We start from the raw sequence: 20,282 nt of genomic DNA on the forward strand, positions 1-20,282 counted from the left end.
ACCCGGGGTTGCCCTGATTTTTTCATTGTTGATTCCAAAATAGTGTGAAACGTCTGTACGCTCAGTAATTCGCTAACTTCGGCACCCGACACCGGACCTGCAGAAATGGACCTTGCTGTCAGGTCAACCGACCCGGCCCCCCCGATCGCGAAAAAAAAGAATCGGCCGGATTACTCCGGCTGGTGATGAAGGTACAGGTCGTCGACCGCCGCCCTGTCCCCACCGTTCTTGACGAGCAGGTCCATGTAGGTGTGAACCTCAGGAGCGTACTTCTTCAGGACCTCCGGGGAGGTGTGGTAGAGCATGAAGGCCTCGGCGAAGATTGCCGCCTCTCGCTCCTCCCCGGGAGGTGCGGTGATCCGGGCCAGGTAGGTGCCCGGGTCTTCGGCAAGCGCCGCAAACGCCTTGCTCTCGCCAAGCCCCATCGTGTGGTAGACGCGGTAGCCCACCTGCTGGACAAAGACCTCGTCGGCTCGCGCCGGATCCCTGTCCGACCGGATGTAGACGGCGTTCTCCTCGGGGACGTAGACCCCGCTCACGTCCCCGGATACACCCTCCCGCTTGAACACTTCGTTCCTGCTGTCGATGTAGACGGTGAGGTTCTCGATGAACTCTTCCCGGATTTTGGTGCTCTGCTGCAGCACCAGGGCCTCCGCAAGTGCAGCTTCGGTGCCGCTCCCATCCCTGTTCTCCAGACGGAAACCGGCAACCGGGCTCACCGAGAAGACCGAACAGACGACGAAAATGAGAATCGTCGCCGCAACCAACCGTGATCGGAATCGTGGGTCCATGGTTCGTTTCCCTCTGCCTGACAAGAGTTTCAAATCGTTCATTATATACTTTTCCAGTTTTAAAAAACGAATTATAAATATCTGATTATTAAAATCGACCGGGAGAAGAAAGGCTCGGGGAGAAGGGGCCTGCGGAGCCGTCAATCAGCCCACAATAAAGCATATATAGTTCCGTAACAGGAACCGCATCCGACACCTAATTACCCATGCAAGCGCATAGTAGATCCAATGAAACAGATCGCCCTCTACGGGAAGGGGGGAATCGGGAAATCCACCACTGCAGCGAACCTATCGGCAGCACTCGCGGGAGAGAAACTCGATATCCTGCAGATCGGCTGCGATCCGAAGCACGACAGCACTCGCATGCTGATGCACGGGACCTGGATCCCGACCGTCCTCGACCTCATCCGGGAGCGCGGAGACGAGAACATCACCGTCGACGACGTGGTCTACCAGGGCTTTCGCGGCGTGCGCTGCGTGGAGGCCGGAGGGCCCGAGCCCGGGATCGGGTGCGCCGGCCGGGGGATCATCGCGACGTTCCAGCTCCTCGAACGCCTGGACGCCCTCAAGGGCGACGTGATCGTCTACGACGTCCTCGGTGATGTCGTCTGCGGCGGGTTTGCGATGCCGATGCGCGAGGGATACGCCCAGGAGATCTACCTGGTCACCTCCGGCGAGTTGATGTCCATCTACGCGGCAAACAACATCGCAAAAGCCATTGCGCGCCTCTCGCGCCGGGTGCGGAGCAGGTGCACGCTCGGGGGCGTCATCTGCAACGCAAAGAACATCGAGGGCGAGCAGGAACTCGTGGAGGAGTTCGCCCGCCGGATCAACTCCCGGCTCATCGCCTACATTCCCCGCGACCGGGTGGTGCAGATCGCGGAACTGCAGAAGCAGACGGTCGTCGAGTACGCCCCCGAATCCGACCAGGCCGCAGTCTACCAGGAACTCGCACGCACGATCAGCGGCAACGAGACGACGAGCATCCCCACACCCCTCGAGATGGATGAACTCGAATCCTTCGCCCTCGAATTCGTCCAGGTTTGAGGGGTGTACCCTGACCGGGGCGCTCTCGGTGACGACAGAGGTACGGGACGCCCTCTCTGTCATCCACGGCCCGGCGGGGTGCACACACCACAACTTCTCGCTCCTGCACGCCACCCACCTCGCGAACGACCGGCTCGAGGTCCCCCGCCTCCTCTCCACCCGCTTAACGGAGAACGGCATCATCTTCGGGGGCGAAGACGCGCTGGAGGAGACCGTCGCGCAAGCGCTCTCGCTCTCGCCCGCCGCCGTCTTCGTCCTCTCGACCTGCATCGTCGAGACGATCGGGGACGACGTCGCGGCGATCTGCGCGAAACGTCGGGGCGTTCCGGTGATCCCCGTGCCGACCGCCGGGTTCCTCGGCGGGGTCTTCGAGACGGGGGTGACGAACGCCCTCTCCTCCGTCGCATCGCTTGCCGGTCCTGCGGATGAAAAAACCCTCTCGGCAAACCTGATCGGCGAGAAGAACCTGGAGTACGGCGTCGAGGAGAACGCGGCCGAGATCGTGCGCCTTCTCTCCCGGCTCGGGATAGCGGTCAACCTCCGGTTCGTGCGGGGGATCGAGACGCGGGATATCGGGCGGCTCGGATCGGCCGCCGTGAACATCCTCCGGGAACCGGCGCTCCGGCCGGTCGGCGAAGACCTCGAGCGGAGGCTCGGCACGCCGTACGTGGACTCGTTCCCGGCGGGCCTTACCGGAACGTGCCGGTTCCTCGAAGAGGTCGGCCGGATCTGCGGCATCGACGCCACCGCCGCCGTCGAGGAGGAACGGGCCCACCAGGGAGAGATGCTCTCCCGGTTCGACGATATCGCCGGGAGCCGGGTATGCTTCCAGTCCCCCCACCCCATGCTCAGGGGCGATCCGGGCGCGGAGGGCATCTGCACCGAGTGCGCCGAAGCCCTCGATCTCGCCGTCGACCCGGAAGGGGCGGCGATCCCCCTCCCCTACCCGGCGCCTGTCGGAACCGCCGGCCTCCGGCGGATGCTGCACCGGTGGCGCGTGCTGATCCGGGAGAAGCGGCGGGGATGAGACAACAATTTCAAGCGAGATCTTGAGCACTCACAGCACATACCTCCATCCTTCCTTCCGCAACTTCTCCTTTCGGATCTCATAGTCCGGCATTAACAATCTGAGAAGGTCCCAGAACTCAGCGGAATGATCCTTGTGCCGAAGATGGCAGAGCTCATGGGCCACCACATACTCCACCTGGGACATGGGCGCCATGATAATCAGGAAATTGATGTTGAGCGCACCGTCTTTCGTGCAACTCCCCCATCGTTTCAACTGGCGCCGGATTGTTACCTTCGGGGGATCAAGACGAAGTCGTTGAGCATAGACTCGCACCGCCTCACGCGCTTTCTGCAGGGCGTGCTCTTTGTACCAGGCGCAGAGAGCATGCCTGACCGGGTCAACCTCAGGGCACACGTCATCAGGTATCGTCACCTCAAAATACCCACCCACAAGTTTTACAGACAATTCCTCCCCCCTGACGGCGATCTTCAGTCGATACTGCCGTCCCAGGTAGAGAAATGTCTCACCGCTGACATACCTCTTCGTGGCGTCGAGCATAGCGAGGTGCTCAAAGCCCCCGATCTGTTCCAGGATCCAAGGAGCCTTTTTCTGGACGAGTTCGCGCACCGAGTCCTGAGTCGTGCCGGTCGGGACCGTCACGGCCACACTTGTATCCGGGTAGACCGCAATCGCCGCCTTCTTTCGCCGGGGGCTGAACGAGACGGTATACCAGATCGTTGTTGTCCCGAACAGTACAGCTCCGGTCCCGGTCATCCCCGATACCTCCGTGCGGCTAATTCGATGAGGCGGACCGCCATATCCTGGATCTTGTCCTGCGGGTATCCAACCGATCGGAGCACTCTCTTGACATTCTGGCGCATCACTCGCTTGGTATTCTCTTTCTGCTGCCAGTCGATCACTGTGTGCTCCCTGACAACCGCGCAGATATCCGACGCTGCCTCTTTGAAACGCTCTGGATTCTCGATTTCCGCTGCCATCACCAGATAGAAGGGTGCGACTTCAGGGTCGAGGCCAAGGGTTCCGGCGTGCCGTTGCGGGTTCCTGGCATCGTCGAGGACTGCAGTGAGGCGGGCGAGGCGTTCTGCGCTGCTGATCCGCTGCTGTTCATACTCCTGTAATATCCTGTTCAGGCGGTCCAGCAAAGACTCGTAAAAGATCGGGTCATCTTCGAGTTTAAGATGGATCTCCCGTTTGACAGCATGTTCGATCATGCTCGCCTTGGCATCATCCGAACTGAGCCTTCCGACTTCGACCTTAAAGTCTGTCGAATAGATGGATACCGGCTCGAAAACGCTGATGACACCATCTGCCCGGACGTGCTCGTCGATGAACGTCCGCACCTTTGCCCCAACATCTTCAATGGGATCCTCGTCCTCGCTGAACATGTTCCGCGCCCCAATGCGGATGTCGGCGAGCCATCTGAGGTCAGACACATAGCGCAACGCTTCGGGGTCGGGGAGGAGCATGTCGAGATACTGCGAGAACTGCTTGAATACCTGATCAAAGGCGATCCGGTAGTCCTCAGGTTTAAGGTAGAGGATGCAGGCCTGTTTGTAGTCGTCCTTCCGACTTACTCTCGGCACGGGTGCAAAGAAGTTTATGGCGGCACGGTGGGCTGCCTGGAGGTGGGGGAGGATCTCCCTCTTGAAGTCGGTGTGGACCATGCCCTCGATGTCGTTGTCGTCGTACATGCTGAGAGCATCCCGGAGAGCGCCGCCAAGACCCCAGTAATCGACCACAAGGCCGTAACTTTTGCCTTTATACCGGCGGTTCACCCGGCCCATGGCCTGGAGGAGAGTATGCTCTTTGAGGGGGCTGTCGAGGTACATCACCTGCTCTCGAGGGGCGTCGAAGCCGGTGAGGAGTTTATCGCAGACGATAATGATCTTCGGGTCGTCCTCCTCTTTATACCGGCGGATGATCTCCTGTTCCTCTGTCCTGGAGGTGTGATAGGGTCTGTAGTGCTCCTCGTCGTTGTGCATCTTGGAGATGAGGACTGCAGAGTCGTGCCTACCAAGGGCGTCGAGCGCCTCCTTATACCGTACAGCCCCGAGCCGGTTAGGGACAACTATCTGGGCCTTGAAACCGTTCGGCTCGATCCGGGTCCGGTAATGTTCAAGCAGGTCCTCACTGATCCGCCTAATCCGTTCCGGGGCGATGGCGATGGCTGTTTTGGTGACATACCTCCTCATGAATTCTGCCCGCTGTTCCTCGGAGTAGCCGGCAAAGAGGCGCTCTGAAAGATCTTTGAGGTTGTTCCCGGCGATGGAGAGCTTCGACATCCTGCCTTCGTAGTAGATAGGGACGGTGATCCCGTCTTTGACCGACTGCCGGTGGTCGTACCGGTCGATGCAGGGGCCGAACTCGGCGAAGGTGTCACGCTTCTTCTGGGAGATGGGGGTGCCGGTGAACCCGATGAAGCAGGCGTTCGGGAGGGCCTTGCGCATGTTGGCAGCGAGGATGGTGTACTGGCTGCGGTGTGCCTCGTCGACGAGGACAAAGATGTTCCTTTCCTCGGTGAGGGTTGGGTAGACTTCAGCGGCGTCCTGGAACTTCTGGATGGTGGTCATGACGGTCTGGCCGACGGGGCGGGAGAGGGTCTCCTTGAGGTCGGCGGCGCTCGCCGCGTTGACGGGATTGGGGAAACCGCAGTGGAGGAAGGTGCCGTGGATCTGCTGGTCGAGATCGGTCCTGTCGGTGACGACGACGATGGTCGGGTTGGCGAGGGCTCTGTTCCGCCGGAGCTTGACGGCGGTGAACTCCATGGTGAGACTCTTGCCGCTCCCCTGCCAATGCCAGACGAAGCCGCCCCTGCGCTCAGGGGCGGTGACCTGCGCGAGGATCTTGTTGGTAGCCCGGAACTGCGGGTACTTGGCCACCTTCTTGACCACCCGGCCGTCTTCGCGCTCGAAGACAATGCAGTTCTGGATGAGATCGAGGAGATTGTTCTTCGAGCAGGTGCCGAAGAGCAGAGCGTCCTGGGAGGTGGGGAGCCTGCCGAGGGTGAGGGTGAGGTCCTCAAGGGTCAACGGCCAGGGGTCTTTCCACTCCGCCCAGTGGCGCAGAGGAGTGTAGTTCGTCCCGAATCTAGCGATCGTGCCATGTGTGGCGATGAGGAACTGGGCGGTCCTGAAGAGCTGCGGGCAGCCCTGGTTCCTGAACCCGGAGCCGTTCTCCTGGTAGCGGCTGAGCTGTTTGAGAGCCTCGGCCATCGCCCGGACTATGTAGGGGCTCTTGCACTCGACGACGCCGATGGGGATGCCGTTGACGAAGAGGACGATGTCCGGGATGCATTCGGTGTAGTGTTCGATGGAATACTGCCTGACGACGGTAAAGTCGTTGTTCTCGATCGTATCGTAGTCGATGAGCCGGATGGTCCGGCTTCGCTCACCCCAGCCGTCGCCGAGGTCCTGCAGGACAGTGGTGCCGAGGTCGAGCATGACATGGATCTTCTCGTTGGCTTCGAGAACGGAGGCGGCCGGGATGCTGGTGAGCTGGTAGACAGCCCGATCGATGTTCTCCTCCGAGATCCAGGGGTTGAGGTCCCGGATCTTCTCCTTGAGGAGGCCGACGAGGACGGGCTCTTTACGCGAGGGCCGGAGGGCGTCGGCCTCGCGGGCCGTACGTTCGGTCCAGCCAAGGTGGCGGGTGAGCACCTCGACAGCCGGGTTCTCGACCTCCGTCAGTTCCTTGGGATCGCGGGTCATGGGCGGTCCTCCGGGGGAGGAGCACGCGTGGCTACGCTTTCGTGATTGGGGCAGGCCGCCCCACCAGTGCCGTTGAGGGAAACTCGCTTCCGCCCGGTGAGGAGATCCTGCATCAGGCCCTTCTTGAGGGTCAGGAGGTGGGCGCGGTGGGCGCGCTCGGCAGCGAGGTCGCGGTCGACGGTGGAGAGGACGGTAGCGATGCGGTGCTGTTCGGGGAGGGGAGGGAGAGGCAGATACAAATTTCCGATAATCTTCTGGTCGATCTTCTTCATGCTTCCGGAGGTTCCCTTCGCAGAGCGCCGGAAATATGTCCGACTCCTGGGATGCAGTATGCTTTCGAGGAGAATCTTTGGTAAGATCATCTCGCGGTTTGCTCTTGCCCGGACCAGGAGATCCGGGTAGATAGCAAAGGGTTCGTCCCCTTCGTATAGTGCAGCAAGACCGACCAATGCTAACGTGTTTGACCGCTCGATGAAAATGTCATTTCTTCTGATGAAGAGATCCTTCACTCGTTCATGGTCCGCTTTGATGTACTTTGTATTGCTGACGTCTATCCTGTTTTCTGTCACCGCGGTAAGTGTTAGTGCTCTTATTCCGTCACTCTCGCCAGTCTCGTATCCGGAGTATCCGCTTTGCAGTTTTTCGGAGATCACATCTTTCAACTGAGCAACTTCCCACCCCACCGGCACTCGCATTTTCTGCATCTCACAGAACTCATGTGTCTCCTCGGACCGCACCCTCCCGTCCTCGTCAATGCCCTTCGCGAGGAGATCCTGCATGAGGCCGCGCTTCAGTTCTTCGGTTTTTGCGATGACCTCTTCGGTGGCGGCGATGGCGGCGTCGACGGTGCAGAGGATGGTGGTGATACGGTTTTGTTCTGGGAGAGGGGGGAGGGAAAGGACGAAGTTCATCAGATCGCTTCTTGTAATGCCATTGATGGACGTGCCCTGATTCATGTTGAGAAAATGCCCGTTCACTCCACTGAAGATCCAGAATAAATACTTCACACAGATGTTGTCAGTGGGGATGATACCTGTCAGATCTTGGCTGATGGCAACATCGAAGGGTGCAATTGCCACTTTACCTACACCGGTCCGGGTCACCAGTAACAACATCCCTTTAGGGATCACATGAGTTGCACTATTTTCGACGGCTTCTGGTGTGATATACCTGCGAACCTTGCTTATCTTCTGATCGATCACATCAGCACCAGTTATCCACGGTATTCTTCCTTTCCAGTATTCCGGGATCTTCGTGGAAGGAGTCCCTCCGTTGATGGCTTTTTTGCAGACTTGGGAAAATTTAACAACTTTCCACTCCTCCGGGATCGCGCCGATCTCTGTCTGCTTGTAGCCTTCGGGCAGCGATGCATGGAACATTATAATAAATCCCCCGGGATCGGTAATTCGATCCCCGTCTTGGGCGCCTGTATCCCGAAGAGATCGGCAAATGCCCTATTCTGTCTCTCAAATTTCTGAAGGTCCCCACCGAAGAAGTCCGTTCCCTCTGCCTTTTTTTGAATGTTCCGCAGGTAAAAAATAACCTGCTCAGGAAATGCATATTTTCCTTTACCGCCAAATCCAACTGTTTTGACCCATACCCGCGAGAGTAAGGGGAGAGGTGGGTTAGCGGCACTTTTTCCCTCCAGCGGAGAGGATGCCAGGCGAAGGTACGAGAGTCCATAGAGATACTCGAAAGTATCAAAAGCCCCATCATACGCGTGTTCGTTTGGCATGATGGGCTGGATGATTGATTGAACAGTCCGATACAGGTAGTCATGGACATTGCCCGCCTCTCCATATCGCTTCTGGTTATAGCTCAAGAACCAGACTGAATCACAGGCCATTGTAAACCAGATATTTACCTCATCATAGTAAGGCACCCTTTGCAGCGAGATGTTGATATATGTCTTGATCTTTGGTCGTGTAAGAATCGCCTCCAGTGTGCTTAAATGCCCTTTTTTCACAGCTGCGATACCTGAGGCGTAGATGACTAGCAACGCGGGATAACGCCGGAGACCAAACAGAGCGTCATAGAACTTTGTGCCATACATCCCCCGGATCCTAAAACCTCCCTTCGGTTCTGGACAGGGTATGTTGATCAACCGCTCGATGGCATCCGCTATCAGGTCGGCGTTCTCTCCGTCGTCATAGTAGGCGACCATGGCCGTCATTGCGGCCAGCGGAGCTGTAAATCTCTCGAATTTTTCGAGTGCCTCTCCGAAGAAGTCTTGCGCAATGATACTGCTACCGTTTTCTGGGAGATAATTGCCGGAGGCGAGCTCTTGATAAATCCTATCCGTTTCAGTATTAATAAGATCAGATAAGATCAGGTCTGGCCGGGGATCCCGCAGTGCATCACGAACTTTCCTCACCGCCGCAGCGGCGGTGAGAGTAGTCCTCGGCTCAAACCGCGCAAACCTCTCAATGATCGCTTCGAGCGTCGTGAAGAACTCGTCCGCGTTGTCGATATCGATCCCGTTCGGTAAGAGGGACTTGCACACCTCGGAGGGGTCGCTCCCCCCATTCCTCCGGCACCAGAAGACCGGATACCGGCGAGGAGTATCCGTAGCGCAGAGGATCTCTACGAGGTGTGTGTCGTAATTCCCGGACCATCCGCAGGTCACGAGGCCGTACTCCCCGAAGATCCGTCTCAGGTAGTCCTCCATCGCCGGAGGATACTCCCTGAGGTCTTCCGGGGTGATCCGGAGCGTCCCCCGCTCGAAATCGCCGTTGACCTTCAGGACCCGGCACCGGTCCGGGAACACCGACATCTGCCTGACGTCCGACTCCTCGGTGATGACCTCGTAGGGAACCGTCTCCGCCTTCAGCGCCTCCTCCATCAGCGTGTCGAAATTCGTGGTGATGATGAGGGAGATCCTTCCGGACTTCACCAGCCTCGCAATGACGCGGTGAGCCTCGGTAGGGGTTCCAGGTGCGGGACCGCCGTTCACGTCGGTCCGATAAATGAACTTCTTCAGCCCGTCTTTCCGGTTCGCCTCGGAAATCCCGAGTTCCTTCATGAGGTGCTGGAATGTCGCAGGTTCCCCAAACGCCTCCTCGAACCACGCAAGACAGACCTCATTATTCTCCCCTCTCTCCACCTTCTCGCCCCGCCCTTCGGCGACGGCAAGGATCATATTTCCGGAGACATCGCTTGCCGTCGGAAGGGCCGCAGCAACCGAGATCCCCGCCCCAAGCAACAGGGCGTAGCGTTTCGGGGAGGCCTGCATCGCGTATGCGACCGGCACAACAGCATCAGTGTTCATCGTCGGTCGTCTCCGCGCCAGTCAGCTGTCCAGCAGTGCTGGCGATCTTCTTCTCCTGCGACCTCGTCCGTCGTTCGAGTTTCTTCAGGTCCTCCTCCGGAGGGAGGGACTCGGGCTTGATCCCGCGCCGCACGAGGAGGTCTCTGACATCTGTGTTATTCTGGACATGTTCGTCCGTGATCGCACGCTCGCCCTGGAGATCCTCTTTAGCCACGTTGAAGTTCGTGATCTCGGTGGCGAGGTTCTTCGCCGTGATCGTCACCGTCGGGAGGAAATCAGCAAGGGGACGATTTTGGGGCGTCCCAAGCCGCTCCTTCATCGCCTGGGTGGTATATCCGCCGAAAAGCGCCATATCACCTCTGCTGCGGATCCGCCCGAACCCTGCCTCATCCACGCCGCGCTCGTAGATATTCCGCGAAAGTTCGGACTCTGATTCTCGCAGCCGTTCCCGGGCTTTCAGGCGTTCGGTGAGATGGATGTGCTCCTCGATGAGCTCCTGCTTGCGGGTCTGCACGGCGAAGTAACTCTGGGCAAACGCGATCTCCTCTTTCCTGGGATCCCCGTTCTGGGCGATGAGGTAACAGGCATACCGGGTCAGCATGATGTCAGAGATCTCCCGCTCCGACCCCGACCCGAGGGAAACCATTTTGTTGACGTCAACAAAATGGTCTGAAATCTCGTGTTTCGTAGTTTGGCAGGATTCTTTAGCCTTTACAACAACTTTGACGAAATTCCGCCACTCCTTGTAACCCAGCAACACCTGAAGGTCCCGGGCATACCAGAACTCGACCCCGCCCGCATCGTGGACGTAATCCTCGAAATGTCGGTGAAGCCGGTGCACAACTTCGGGTTTCATCGGAAGTCTCCACGCCGAACAATTCGGAATTCCCGAATATTTGCCTCAGGATCGAGTATCCGGGCCACAATACGGTTAGCCGCACCCGGCATCTCCTCGCTCACGCCGACCGCCCCGTATAGCCCAGTTCCTCCAGGTACCGGTCCATCTCCGCCTCAACCACTGCCCGGCGCTCCCGCAGGTCGTGCAGTTCTCTGGCAACCGCCGCGACATCCACAACCTCTTCCTCGGGCGTCGTGTCCACGTAGCGGGTGATGTTCAGGTTGTAGTCATTCTCCGCGATCTCCTCCATCGGAACAACCCGGCAGAACTTCTCTATATCCTGGTAATCCCGGTAGGCCGTCACGATCTTCTCGACGTCCTCCCGGCGCAGGCAGTTCTGGTTCTTCCCCTCCTGGAACTCCGCCGAGGCCTCGATGAAGAGGACCTTCTCCTTCCGCTCGGCGGGCTTGTCCTTGTTGACGATCAGAACCCCGGCCGGGATCGATGTGCCGAAGAAGAGATTCGGCGCAAGCCCGATCACCGCCTCCACCAGGTCATCCTTGAGGACGTTCGTCCGGATCCTCCCCTCGGCACCGCCGCGGAAGAGCACTCCATGCGGCACGATGACTGCAAGTTTCCCGGTCTCGTTGAGGATATTGATCATGTGGAGCACAAAGGCCCAGTCCCCTTTCGTCGCCGGGGGTATGCCGTAGCCGAACCTGCCGAACGGATCTTTCTCCGCCATCTCCTGGCCCCACTTGTCGAGCGAGAACGGTGGATTGCTGATAACCCGGTCAAACTGCATAAGGTGGTTGTCAAGCAAGAACTGCGGCTCCCGGATCGTGTCCCCAGCCCTGATATCGGCATCGATGTAACCGTGGAGGAGCATGTTCATCTTACAAAGACCCCAGGTTCCGATGTTCTTCTCCTGCCCGGTCAGGGTGAGGTTTGCCGGGTTGCCCCCTTCCTCCTTCACGAGCCTCGCGCACTGGATCACTGCGCCACCCGACCCGCAACACGGGTCGTGAATGCGCATGCCCTCCTTCGGGTCGAGGATCCGGGCCAGCAGAGCAGCGACCTGATAGGGCGTGAAGAACTCTCCCCCCTTCTTCCCGCCATCGTCGGCAAACCGCTCGATGAGATACATGTAGACATCTCCGAGCATATCCGGGCTTTCGAGGTCGGCGTTCCTCATCGGGATTGCAGAGAAATTCCTGATAAGCGCAGACAGGTTGGTATCCCGCTGCTTGAGATCACCGAGTTTGTACGAGTTGAAATCGATGTTCCCGAGAACTTTTTCCATCACCGGATTCTGATCCTCAATCTTCTGCGTGATCGTGTTCAGGGAGTCACCGATCTTCTGGGTAAGCTTCTGAATGTCCTTCCACAGGCATCCTTCGGGGAGATAATACAGATGTTCATCGGGATCGTTCCAGGCAAGATCGTGATCCCCCGTCTCGCGCTCGACCCGCTCCGCTTCCTCTTCAAATACATCGGAGAGGCGCTTCAGGAAGAGCATCCCCAGAATATAGTCTTTGTAATCAGCCGAACTGATGGAGCCACGGAGGATATCCGCTGCCTCCCAGGCCTTCTTTTTCATTTCTTCGAATATAATTGCCGCCATTGTCATCACATTAAAGGGAATTTATCATTGAGTCAACAATAGAATCCAGGAGTTTCTGCTCTTCTTTGAGAATCCTGGTATGCTCGGTTGCCAGTGCAATATACCTGCTCAAGAGATCCTGTTGCTCACGGGGAGGTACCGGAACCTCTACCTGCAACAACTCTTTAAGGGAGATGCCTACCAGAGTGGATATACCGGCTCGTGGAACAAGGACGCGCTGGCCTGCAGAACTATTGAACCAGGCCGCAAGAATTTCCGGTTTAATCAGGTCCGAGCATCGCAGTCCTACAAGATTAGCGCTGAGTGCCGCACCGGCAACATCCGGACCTGCGATCGCGGCACGGAAGGGTTGGGCACGAAGAGTAAGGATAACATCACCAGGCAAGATAGTGTCGCTCTCTAATTTCCCGGTTCTTCTGACCGTTGCCTTTTTGACCGTTCCAGCGTTGATAGCGCCGTCAACAATATCGCCCATATTGACAAGAGGTATGTCAACGGTAGGATCGCCCTTATCTGGTTTTAGATAGTACGAAGATAACCCCGTGATCTTTGTCTCCAGAAGAGATTTGAGGGGAACTACCACTGCACCACGTCGTGCCTTGGAGTCCATGTTTGCGGAGTGCATAGAGTGCATATAGTCATGTCCTGTGCGGGGGAGCAAAACTCTCGTATCTGTTCAACCCGGTGCCGACAAAAAACAGGGGCAGATGAGCATCATGCTTTACTCCATGATCAGAGGTCGGAATGTGCCCGAGTTTTCGGATGTTCATCGGGGATCCCAGCTGACAACCAGTGGTGGGTGTTCGAACTGGAAGATCGAAGATCCTCTGTACTCGAGAGACCTGGAAATATTCGTCTACTTGAGCGGTGAATTCTATAACGTCACCCTCCTGGAGCTCTCCAACCACATCGAATCCAGGAGTGTGGTTGACCCAAGCATGGCCGGTGAAATACTTACCGTTCGCGTCCCAGATATTCCGAAGATGGGCGGATCTTCGCATTACGCCCCTTTCCCAACACGTACCATATCCACCGAAAGTTGCGATGAATCGGGCTCTCTTACCCCGGAGTGGTTGCAGTTTGACTTTCATTCATTTCTCTGCTTGGAGAGGAGTCTTGAGCCTCCCAATCTCATGTTTGGATTCAGTACACCGGAACCCAAAACCTGATGATGACAGGAAGCAACTTATCTACGTCAGAGATTGTGTACTGCCATCACCGACCTTTGGGTTAGGTCTCGGTAAGAGGAGAATCTTGTCGAGGACAAGTTCACAATTTTCGTGTCACACTCGTCAATAATGTCGTACGGCGCGCCCTTATTTATAGTTTCCGATCCTGGGCACTGTCAGGCAGTGTTTTACGGATGCAAATTGCCCCTGCCCCCTATTCCAACAATGAGGTTATGTTCACGGGCTTCGCTACACTCTACGCGGAAAATATGATACTAGAGGCGACTCGAAACAAATTCTCCATGAACTATTACCCAAACATTTGTTCGCCTCATAGCGTGAAAGGGCATGCAATCGGCATCACATGTGATTCCGCCCACACGTTCTACCCCAAGATCATCCCTACCACAAACGTGATATCCACCACGGCTCCTGCACAGGGTTTTGTCATCATTCTGTGATTCCACTCGATGTAGCATCTAGCAAAGTGTTTTAAAAAAACTCGATTGAAAGCTCAGTTTTCAACTCAAACCCTCCACCCGCGGTAGCGTAACGAAAGTTCTGTAAAATTGAATTGGCCCTGGATCCAACCTAGATTTGGACAAAGGAGAAACAGGGCCATGGATCCCTTAGCGTTAATCGAAGATTATCTTTCCGATCAGGAGAACGGCATGAAGACGCTCATCACCTGGTTCCTCAACCAGGTGATGCTCGCAGAGGCCCTCCAGCAGGCAGGAGCCGCCCAGTACGAACGCACCGATGCGCGGAAAGCGCATCGAAACGGTTACAAGGACCGATCCCTCAAGACCCGATACGGGGAGACGATCCTCCGGAAACCGCAGTTCCGGGAGTTCCCGTTCGAGACACAGGTCTTCGGGCGCTATGCCCGGGTGGAGAAAGCTCTGGTGAACGCAATTGTCGAATCCTACCTCCAGGGAGTTTCGACGAGAAAGATCCAGGAGATCGTCAGTCATCTGGGGATCGACCAGCTCTCCCCGGCTTCGGTCTCCCGGATGGCCAAGAACCTCGACGACCAGGTGCAGGCATTCTTCCTGCGGCCGATCGAACAGGCTATCCCATACCTCTTCGTGGATGCCTCCTACTACAAAATCCGGGACGGAGCACGATACGTCACCAAAGCGGTCCTGGTGGTCGCCGGCGTCCGGGATGACGGCTACCGGGAGATCCTGGGCGCAAGAATCACGGATTGTGAGAACGAAGAATTCTGGTCAGGAATGTTCGAGGAGCTCAACGAACGGGGACTCACCGGGGTTCAACTGGTCGTCTCGGATGGGCATACCGGCATCCAGAAGGCGGCTGAAGCCGCCTTCCTCGGTGCATCCTGGCAGATGTGTCAGGTTCATTGTACCCGAGCTGTCTTGAGGAATATTCCTCGGAAACACCAGAAAGAGGTTGTAGAAGGCCTGAAGGAGGCCTATGGAAGTGAACAAAGGCTTCAAGATCTCGCTGATGACCTGAATGCCAGGGGGTACCGGAAAGCAGCCAACACCATCGAACGATTCCTCCCCGGGCTTATGAGTTACACGGCATTCCCAAAACCGCACGGGAAACGGCTCAGAACGACGAACATGGTGGAGCGGGTCAATAGGGAACTGAAACGGAGAACCAAGGTTGTAGGCGTGTTCCCGAACGAGGAATCCCTTCTCCGGCTGGTCGGATCTATCCTGATGGACATCAACGAGGAGTGGGTCACCGGCAGAAGGTATTTGACGATGGAGAAGGAATGATCAGACAAGGAGACAGGGCTCAGGCAAATTACAGAAGATCTGAGACGTTACCCACCCGCTGACACCGATCTCCCGCCACCCCCTGTCCAGCAGCATCGATACTTCTGCTCGTCGGATAAGATCAACACGATCCCTTTTATATCTCCTCCGCAGAAAGAGTCTCATCGGAGAGAGTGCCAGAATGTTCGAACGCATCCTGTTTCCAACGGACTTTTCGGAACCTTCCATGAAAGTGCTGGACTATATCCCCGTGCTGCACGAGGCAGGAACCCGGGAGGTGGTTCTCGTCCACGTCATCGACTCAAAAGAGATCACGCTGATCGCTTCAGGGGGGCAGGGGTTCCTCGGAACCGTGCCCGACCGGGAGACCGAGGCGCAGAAAGAGTTGCGAGAAGAGATCCAGCACCGGATCATCGACACCCGCCGGGCGCTCGAGAGGCAGGGCGTGAAGGTGACCGTCCGGACGCCTGCCGGTAATCCGGGAGAGGAGATCGTGGCCGCGGCCGATGCGGAAGGAGCCTCGCTCATCGTCATCGGCTCCCACGGCCGGTCGAACATCCGCGACCGCCTGCTCGGGACGGTCTCGGAGTACGTGATCAAGAACGCCCACCAGCCGGTCCTGGTCATCAAACGGAAGACTGTTGCCGGGAGGTAGTCCCCCACCTCCCTGTGTCAAAAAAAGGTATCTACCGTTCCTGCCGGCTCTCGAGCAGCCGCCGTATCGCCCGGAGTTCCTCCACCACCGCATCGGCGGCCGGCGCCCCTTCGGGCTCCCCTCCGGTCGCGGCGACCGGCCCGGTCGTCCGCACGAAGTTCATGATCTTCTCCTGGAGATCCCTTGGGTCCGCTATCCCGTTAATGACGATCTCCGCCTGCGCCTGGGCGGAGTAGCCCGCCGTCTGCACCCTGACCGCCGAGAACGAGAAGAACCGCATCAGGGGCCCCTGGGAGATATCGACGTTCGTGATCCGGTTGTAGGGGACGATCCCCGTCTGCCGGAACCAGACCCCGCGCTGCCAGGTCACCTCGGTGACGGTGAGCCGGTAGACGATGCTCTCATGGTAGAGCGGCACCCAGTAGGCGACGAAGACGATGACGGCGAGCACCGGGACGGCGACGGCGAGAGCGACGGGCAGCGGGCTGAAGACGACGATGGGAACCAGCCAGGGCAGGATGAAGACGACGACGGCCAGGATCAGGGACGCGTAAAGGTACGACCGGAACTGCAGTACCGGTTTGAACGGTTCTCCTATGCGGAAGGTGATGAGAGGCATGATATCACACTGATCTCAACCGGAACAGATTAAATCTTCCCGACCGGTGAGGTCTCTTCGGAGGATACAGCGATCACCTCCCTCGCCGAAGTAGGCCGGGAAGAAGTCCGTCTCCAGAAAGCCGTGCCTCGCGTAGAGCGCCCGGGCGGCCTGATTCTCCGGCGCGACCGAGAGGTAGACCTCATACGCTCCCCGCTCCCGAAGATCGGCGACGACGGCAGCAACGAGGCTCTCCCCGAACCCTCTGCGCCGGTACCGTTCCGCCACCACCAGCCGGACGATCCATCCCGTTGTCTGCCGGTGCTGGACGAGAGCGCCGATGGTGTAGCCGGCGACCTCCCCGCCGCATTCCGCAACCAGAAAGGTATCGGAAAAGAGGACGCCTGCCTGCCGGATAAAGACCTCGGACTTACACCCTTTCGGGCTGTTCTCCCGCTCGAGGGCACAGACCGCCGGGAAATCCTCATCAAGGTATCCCCTGATCGTCGGTTCCATGCCGGTATATACGTCACGATGTAAATAAGAGGAGACGATCCCCTGCGGGGAACGCTCCCGAGCCGGACCCTCACTTCTTCATGCCCTTCTTGAGCATATCCCGTGCCATCTTGTAGGTCTCGATCTTGTACTGCATCATCTCGATGTGCTGTTCCTTCATCTTGATGCGGGACTCGATCATCCGCACCATCAACTGCCGCATCTCATCCTCGTCGAGGAGCTCATACATCTTCCCGAGAAGCATGTCGTGGGCGCCGTATCCGCCATGATGTGTCATACCATACCCCCCTCATACCGGCCCGCCCTGCGGACGAACCGGCTTCCAGGTATCCGCCGGTTGATAAATATCTTATGGCAGGTACGGCTCCTCACCGGGAGGGCGCGAAGAGATCGCCGCGGCCTGCCCGGTTCCGGTTGATGCAGGCGTTGAGCACCTCTTCCATCAGCCGGAGCGCCCCTTCCACACCGGCGACCGCGGGGGAGGAGAGAGCGACCCTGTCCCGGAGCGGCAGCGTCAGCCCGACGAACGCGGCGCCGGGAGCGATCGCCGCCTCGTAGGAGGAGCCGAGGATCAGGTCGGGTTCGGCGTCAAGGATCATCTCGCGGATGACCGAGAAGTCGGTCGTATGGGTGACGCCGTTACCGGAGGAACCGTTCCGGGCGGCGACGCAGGCGATCTCGGCACCGAGATACCGGTCGAGGAGGTCGGCGGCAAACGAGGCGTATGCCTCGCCGCCGGCGATCGCCACGCGGGGCGGGTCGAACCTCCTGAGGTACTTCTCGCAGGCCTTCCTGATCCGGGCATCGGCCCACGCGACTTCATCCATGACCGGGCGGGGATCCACGCCGTCGATCGAGGCGAGAAGCCGTTTGAAGGTTTCGCGGACCGCATCGAGGCCGAGAAGCGAGCCGCGCCACGTCCCGACGCCGCTCGCGAGATCCGGGTTCGCCCCGATGGTGAACGGCGCCGCCCGGCGGGTCGCGGCGTAGCGGTCGAGGCAGAAGGTGGTGGCGACGGGAACGCCTGCAAGGCTGAGCAGGCGCCGCGCCTCGAGGGCGTTCCCCCGGCAGAAGGGGTCGGTGCGGCAGATGCCGTCGATGTTGACGCCGGGAGCATCGGGGTCAACCTCCGGCGCGATCGTATCGAGCGCACGGCGGTAGCCGGCCTCGAGGTCGCCGAGGAACCCGGGGCTGTCGACGACGAGGATCTGCCCGTCGCCGGCAAGGTCGCCGATATCCTCACCCATGATCGCGGGCACGCAGGTGTTGACCACGGCTATCCGGGCGTAGCGGCCAACGAGTTCCCGGATCACCTCCGCGAGCCGGGACTCCGTGCCGAAGATGACCTCGTTCTCGACGAGGAACGTCCCGTGGATGGGAACCCCGACGAGCGACGCGGGGTAGAAGTAGCACCCGCTCGAACCGTGGACGACGACGGCGATATCCTCGAATCCCGAGAGACAGGCGACCGCCCCGGTCATCGCGCAGGGCCAGAGAGGATTCTCGCACGGTGTATGCTGCTCTTCCTGCATCGTTCTACAAGATCATGGCGGTGCGGGGATATAAAAGACGGGATCTGCGGGGATGTCCAGGAGGCCGTCACGAAGTCTGTGTGGCTGCCAGCAACCGGAAGTTGTTAACAACTTCAGGGCTTCGCGACTTCACATGAGATGCTGATACCTGGTGACGGCCCTACACCGTCCGGACAAGCGACGCGAGGTGGCGCCCGACCTCGCTCGTCTTCCTCGCGCCGCCCATGTCCCGGGTGACGTATCCGTCGAGGATACTCCTCTCGATCGCCCGGAGGACTGCCGCCGCGCCCTCGTGCTCGCCGAGGTGGTCGAGGAGCATCGAGCCCGCCCAGACGGTCGCAAGCGGGTTTGCGACGTCCTGACCGCGGTACTTCGGTGCGGAGCCGTGGATCGGCTCGAACATCGAGGTGCCCTTCGGGTTGATGTTCCCGCCGGGGGCGAGCCCGAGCCCGCCCTGGATCATGGCGCCGAGATCGGTGATGATGTCGCCGAACATGTTCGGGGTGACGACGACGTCGAACCACTCGGGGTTCTTGACGAACCACATCGTGACGGCGTCGACGAAGTTGAACTCCGTCTTGACGTCCGGGTATCCGGCGGCGACGTCCGTGAAGACGTCGCGCCAGAGGCCGTAGACGTCGGAGAGGACGTTTGCCTTGTCGACCGACGTGACCTTCTTCTCTCTTTTTACGGCGAGGTCGAAGGCGTAGCGGATCGCCCGCTCCGCACCCTCCCGGGTGACGACGCCGATCTGGTAGGCGAGTTCGTCGGCATCGGTCTCGACGTCGAGGCCGAACCTGACGTTGTAGATGTCGCGGACGACCTCGAGGGTCTTCTGCTCGTGTCTTCCGGCAAACCGGGAGCCGATCCCGACGTAGAAGTCCTCGGTGTTCTCCCGGACGACGACGAAGTCGATATCCTCCGGGCGCTTGTTCGCGAGCGGCGTCGCGACGCCGTCGAGGAGTTTGATCGGCCGGAGGTTGATGAACTGGTCGAAGTGGAACCGGATGGCAAGGAGGATGCCCTTCTCCAGGATCCCCGGCTTCACCCGGTCGTCGCCGATGGCCCCGAAGTAGATCGCAGAGAACTTCGAGAGTTCCCGGATATCCTCCTCGGTCAGGAGTTCGCCCGTCTCAAGATAGCGTTCCGCTCCGATATCGAACTCAGTCCACGCGATATCGAATCCATACCGCTCGCCCGCTGCGTCGATGACCTCTCTTCCTGCCGCGACGATCTCCGGGCCGATCCCGTCCCCGCCTATCGCGGCTACTCTGTGTTGCATGTCTTCACCTCATCCAGGCCTTTCGCGTAGGCCACAAGCCCGCCGGCATCAACGATCTCTTTCATGAACCCGGGCACCGGCTCGATGGGGAGCCGTCTCCCGTTCGCCTCGATGTAGCCTCCGGCGAGATCCACCGTCACGGTATCGCCGTCCCGTATGCCCTCCGCCCCGGCAGAGACCAGGGGCAGGAGCCCGGTATTCACGGCGTTGCGGTAGAAGATCCGCGCAAAGGACTTCGCGACCACGACCTTCACCCCGGCGCCGAGGAGCGCGAGCGGCGCGTGCTCGCGGGAGGAGCCGCACCCGAAGTTGCTCCCGGCGACGACGACGTCGCCCTCCTGTACCTCCTTCGCAAACTCATCTCTCGTTCCCTCGAACGCGTGCTTCGCGAGTTCCGCCGGATCGTAGATCGTGAGGAACCGGCCGGGGATGATTGCATCCGTATCAATATCGTCGCCGAACTTCCAGACTCGCATG

General features: G+C 58.9%; 19 protein-coding genes. 5 read left to right on the forward strand and 14 right to left on the reverse strand.

The annotated features are described in order from the left end of the window. Positions 1 to 170: 170 nt before the first annotated feature. On the reverse strand, positions 171 to 791 hold the full coding sequence (locus tag MchiMG62_RS11425; protein ID WP_221057064.1) for a hypothetical protein: 621 nt from the start codon (positions 789 to 791) through the stop codon (positions 171 to 173). Positions 792 to 1,019: 228 nt separating this feature from the next. Here MchiMG62_RS11425 and cfbC point away from each other — a divergent pair, with 228 nt between their 5' ends. Together cfbC and MchiMG62_RS11435 are read left to right on the forward strand one after the other, a co-directional pair. After that, positions 1,020 to 1,838, forward strand: coding sequence for a Ni-sirohydrochlorin a,c-diamide reductive cyclase ATP-dependent reductase subunit (gene cfbC / locus MchiMG62_RS11430; RefSeq protein ID WP_221057065.1), 819 nt, complete (start codon positions 1,020 to 1,022; stop codon positions 1,836 to 1,838). Between the two features lie 28 nt (positions 1,839 to 1,866). Then, on the forward strand, positions 1,867 to 2,865 hold the full coding sequence (locus MchiMG62_RS11435; protein WP_244987703.1) for a nitrogenase component 1: 999 nt from the start codon (positions 1,867 to 1,869) through the stop codon (positions 2,863 to 2,865). A 30-nt stretch (positions 2,866 to 2,895) separates the two neighbouring features. On the opposite strand, the gene MchiMG62_RS11440 is transcribed toward MchiMG62_RS11435, so the two are convergent. The 7 genes from MchiMG62_RS11440 to MchiMG62_RS11470 form a co-directional block, all read right to left on the reverse strand. Then, entirely contained in the window at positions 2,896 to 3,621 is a 726-nt protein-coding gene (locus MchiMG62_RS11440; protein WP_221057067.1) for a M48 family metallopeptidase, read from the reverse strand. Continuing rightward, the gene (locus MchiMG62_RS11445; protein WP_221057068.1) at positions 3,618 to 6,575 is read right to left on the reverse strand and encodes a type I restriction endonuclease subunit R; all 2,958 of its coding nucleotides are present in this window, start codon (positions 6,573 to 6,575) and stop codon (positions 3,618 to 3,620) included. Before MchiMG62_RS11445 ends, MchiMG62_RS11440 begins: the two co-directional genes overlap by 4 nt. Further along, on the reverse strand, positions 6,572 to 7,954 hold the full coding sequence (locus MchiMG62_RS11450; RefSeq protein ID WP_221057069.1) for a restriction endonuclease subunit S: 1,383 nt from the start codon (positions 7,952 to 7,954) through the stop codon (positions 6,572 to 6,574). Before MchiMG62_RS11450 ends, MchiMG62_RS11445 begins: the two co-directional genes overlap by 4 nt. Further along, a complete protein-coding gene (locus MchiMG62_RS11455) occupies positions 7,954 to 9,843 on the reverse strand; it encodes an SIR2 family protein (RefSeq protein WP_221057070.1) in 1,890 nt (629 codons plus the stop codon). Before MchiMG62_RS11455 ends, MchiMG62_RS11450 begins: the two co-directional genes overlap by 1 nt. Next, positions 9,833 to 10,699: a DNA damage-inducible protein D gene (gene dinD, locus MchiMG62_RS11460; protein WP_221057071.1), complete on the reverse strand. Its 867-nt coding sequence runs from the start codon at positions 10,697 to 10,699 to the stop codon at positions 9,833 to 9,835. Before dinD ends, MchiMG62_RS11455 begins: the two co-directional genes overlap by 11 nt. 100 nt (positions 10,700 to 10,799) lie before the next feature. After that, positions 10,800 to 12,281 (reverse strand): type I restriction-modification system subunit M, encoded by a 1,482-nt coding sequence (locus MchiMG62_RS11465; protein WP_221057072.1) that lies wholly within the window; start codon positions 12,279 to 12,281, stop codon positions 10,800 to 10,802. Positions 12,282 to 12,315: 34 nt separating this feature from the next. After that, positions 12,316 to 12,915, reverse strand: coding sequence for a restriction endonuclease subunit S domain-containing protein (locus MchiMG62_RS11470; RefSeq protein ID WP_221057073.1), 600 nt, complete (start codon positions 12,913 to 12,915; stop codon positions 12,316 to 12,318). 97 nt (positions 12,916 to 13,012) lie between these two features. On the opposite strand from MchiMG62_RS11470, the gene MchiMG62_RS11475 reads away from it, so the two are divergent. The 3 genes from MchiMG62_RS11475 to MchiMG62_RS11485 all read left to right on the forward strand — a co-directional run bounded on the left by MchiMG62_RS11475 (position 13,013) and on the right by MchiMG62_RS11485 (position 15,877). Beyond that, positions 13,013 to 13,474 carry a hypothetical protein gene (locus tag MchiMG62_RS11475; protein ID WP_221057074.1) on the forward strand — a complete coding sequence of 154 codons (462 nt, stop codon included), beginning with the start codon at positions 13,013 to 13,015 and terminating at the stop codon, positions 13,472 to 13,474. 620 nt (positions 13,475 to 14,094) lie between these two features. Beyond that, the gene (locus MchiMG62_RS11480) at positions 14,095 to 15,222 is read left to right on the forward strand and encodes an IS256 family transposase (RefSeq protein ID WP_221056709.1); all 1,128 of its coding nucleotides are present in this window, start codon (positions 14,095 to 14,097) and stop codon (positions 15,220 to 15,222) included. Between the two features lie 226 nt (positions 15,223 to 15,448). After that, positions 15,449 to 15,877 carry a universal stress protein gene (locus MchiMG62_RS11485; RefSeq protein WP_244987704.1) on the forward strand — a complete coding sequence of 143 codons (429 nt, stop codon included), beginning with the start codon at positions 15,449 to 15,451 and terminating at the stop codon, positions 15,875 to 15,877. A gap of 31 nt (positions 15,878 to 15,908) precedes the next feature. Here MchiMG62_RS11485 and MchiMG62_RS11490 read toward each other — a convergent pair whose 3' ends face one another. The 6 genes from MchiMG62_RS11490 to MchiMG62_RS11515 form a co-directional block, all read right to left on the reverse strand. After that, positions 15,909 to 16,496 carry a PH domain-containing protein gene (locus MchiMG62_RS11490; RefSeq protein WP_221057075.1) on the reverse strand — a complete coding sequence of 196 codons (588 nt, stop codon included), beginning with the start codon at positions 16,494 to 16,496 and terminating at the stop codon, positions 15,909 to 15,911. A 15-nt stretch (positions 16,497 to 16,511) separates the two neighbouring features. Continuing rightward, positions 16,512 to 16,991 (reverse strand): GNAT family N-acetyltransferase, encoded by a 480-nt coding sequence (locus tag MchiMG62_RS11495; RefSeq protein ID WP_221057076.1) that lies wholly within the window; start codon positions 16,989 to 16,991, stop codon positions 16,512 to 16,514. 70 nt (positions 16,992 to 17,061) lie between these two features. Further along, positions 17,062 to 17,268, reverse strand: a complete 207-nt coding sequence (locus MchiMG62_RS11500) for a hypothetical protein (RefSeq protein ID WP_221057077.1) — start codon at positions 17,266 to 17,268, stop codon at positions 17,062 to 17,064. 91 nt (positions 17,269 to 17,359) lie between these two features. Continuing rightward, complete coding sequence (locus MchiMG62_RS11505) at positions 17,360 to 18,523, reverse strand: nitrogenase component 1 (protein WP_221057078.1); 1,164 nt, start codon at positions 18,521 to 18,523, stop codon at positions 17,360 to 17,362. Between the two features lie 160 nt (positions 18,524 to 18,683). Further along, the gene (locus MchiMG62_RS11510) at positions 18,684 to 19,805 is read right to left on the reverse strand and encodes an isocitrate/isopropylmalate dehydrogenase family protein (RefSeq protein ID WP_221057079.1); all 1,122 of its coding nucleotides are present in this window, start codon (positions 19,803 to 19,805) and stop codon (positions 18,684 to 18,686) included. Further along, positions 19,790 to 20,281, reverse strand: coding sequence for a 3-isopropylmalate dehydratase small subunit (locus MchiMG62_RS11515; protein ID WP_221057080.1), 492 nt, complete (start codon positions 20,279 to 20,281; stop codon positions 19,790 to 19,792). The genes MchiMG62_RS11510 and MchiMG62_RS11515 overlap by 16 nt, the downstream gene beginning before the upstream one ends. Position 20,282: the final 1 nt, after the last annotated feature.

Origin of the sequence: Methanoculleus chikugoensis (assembly GCF_019669965.1) — an archaeon.
Taxonomy (GTDB): domain Archaea; phylum Halobacteriota; class Methanomicrobia; order Methanomicrobiales; family Methanoculleaceae; genus Methanoculleus; species Methanoculleus chikugoensis.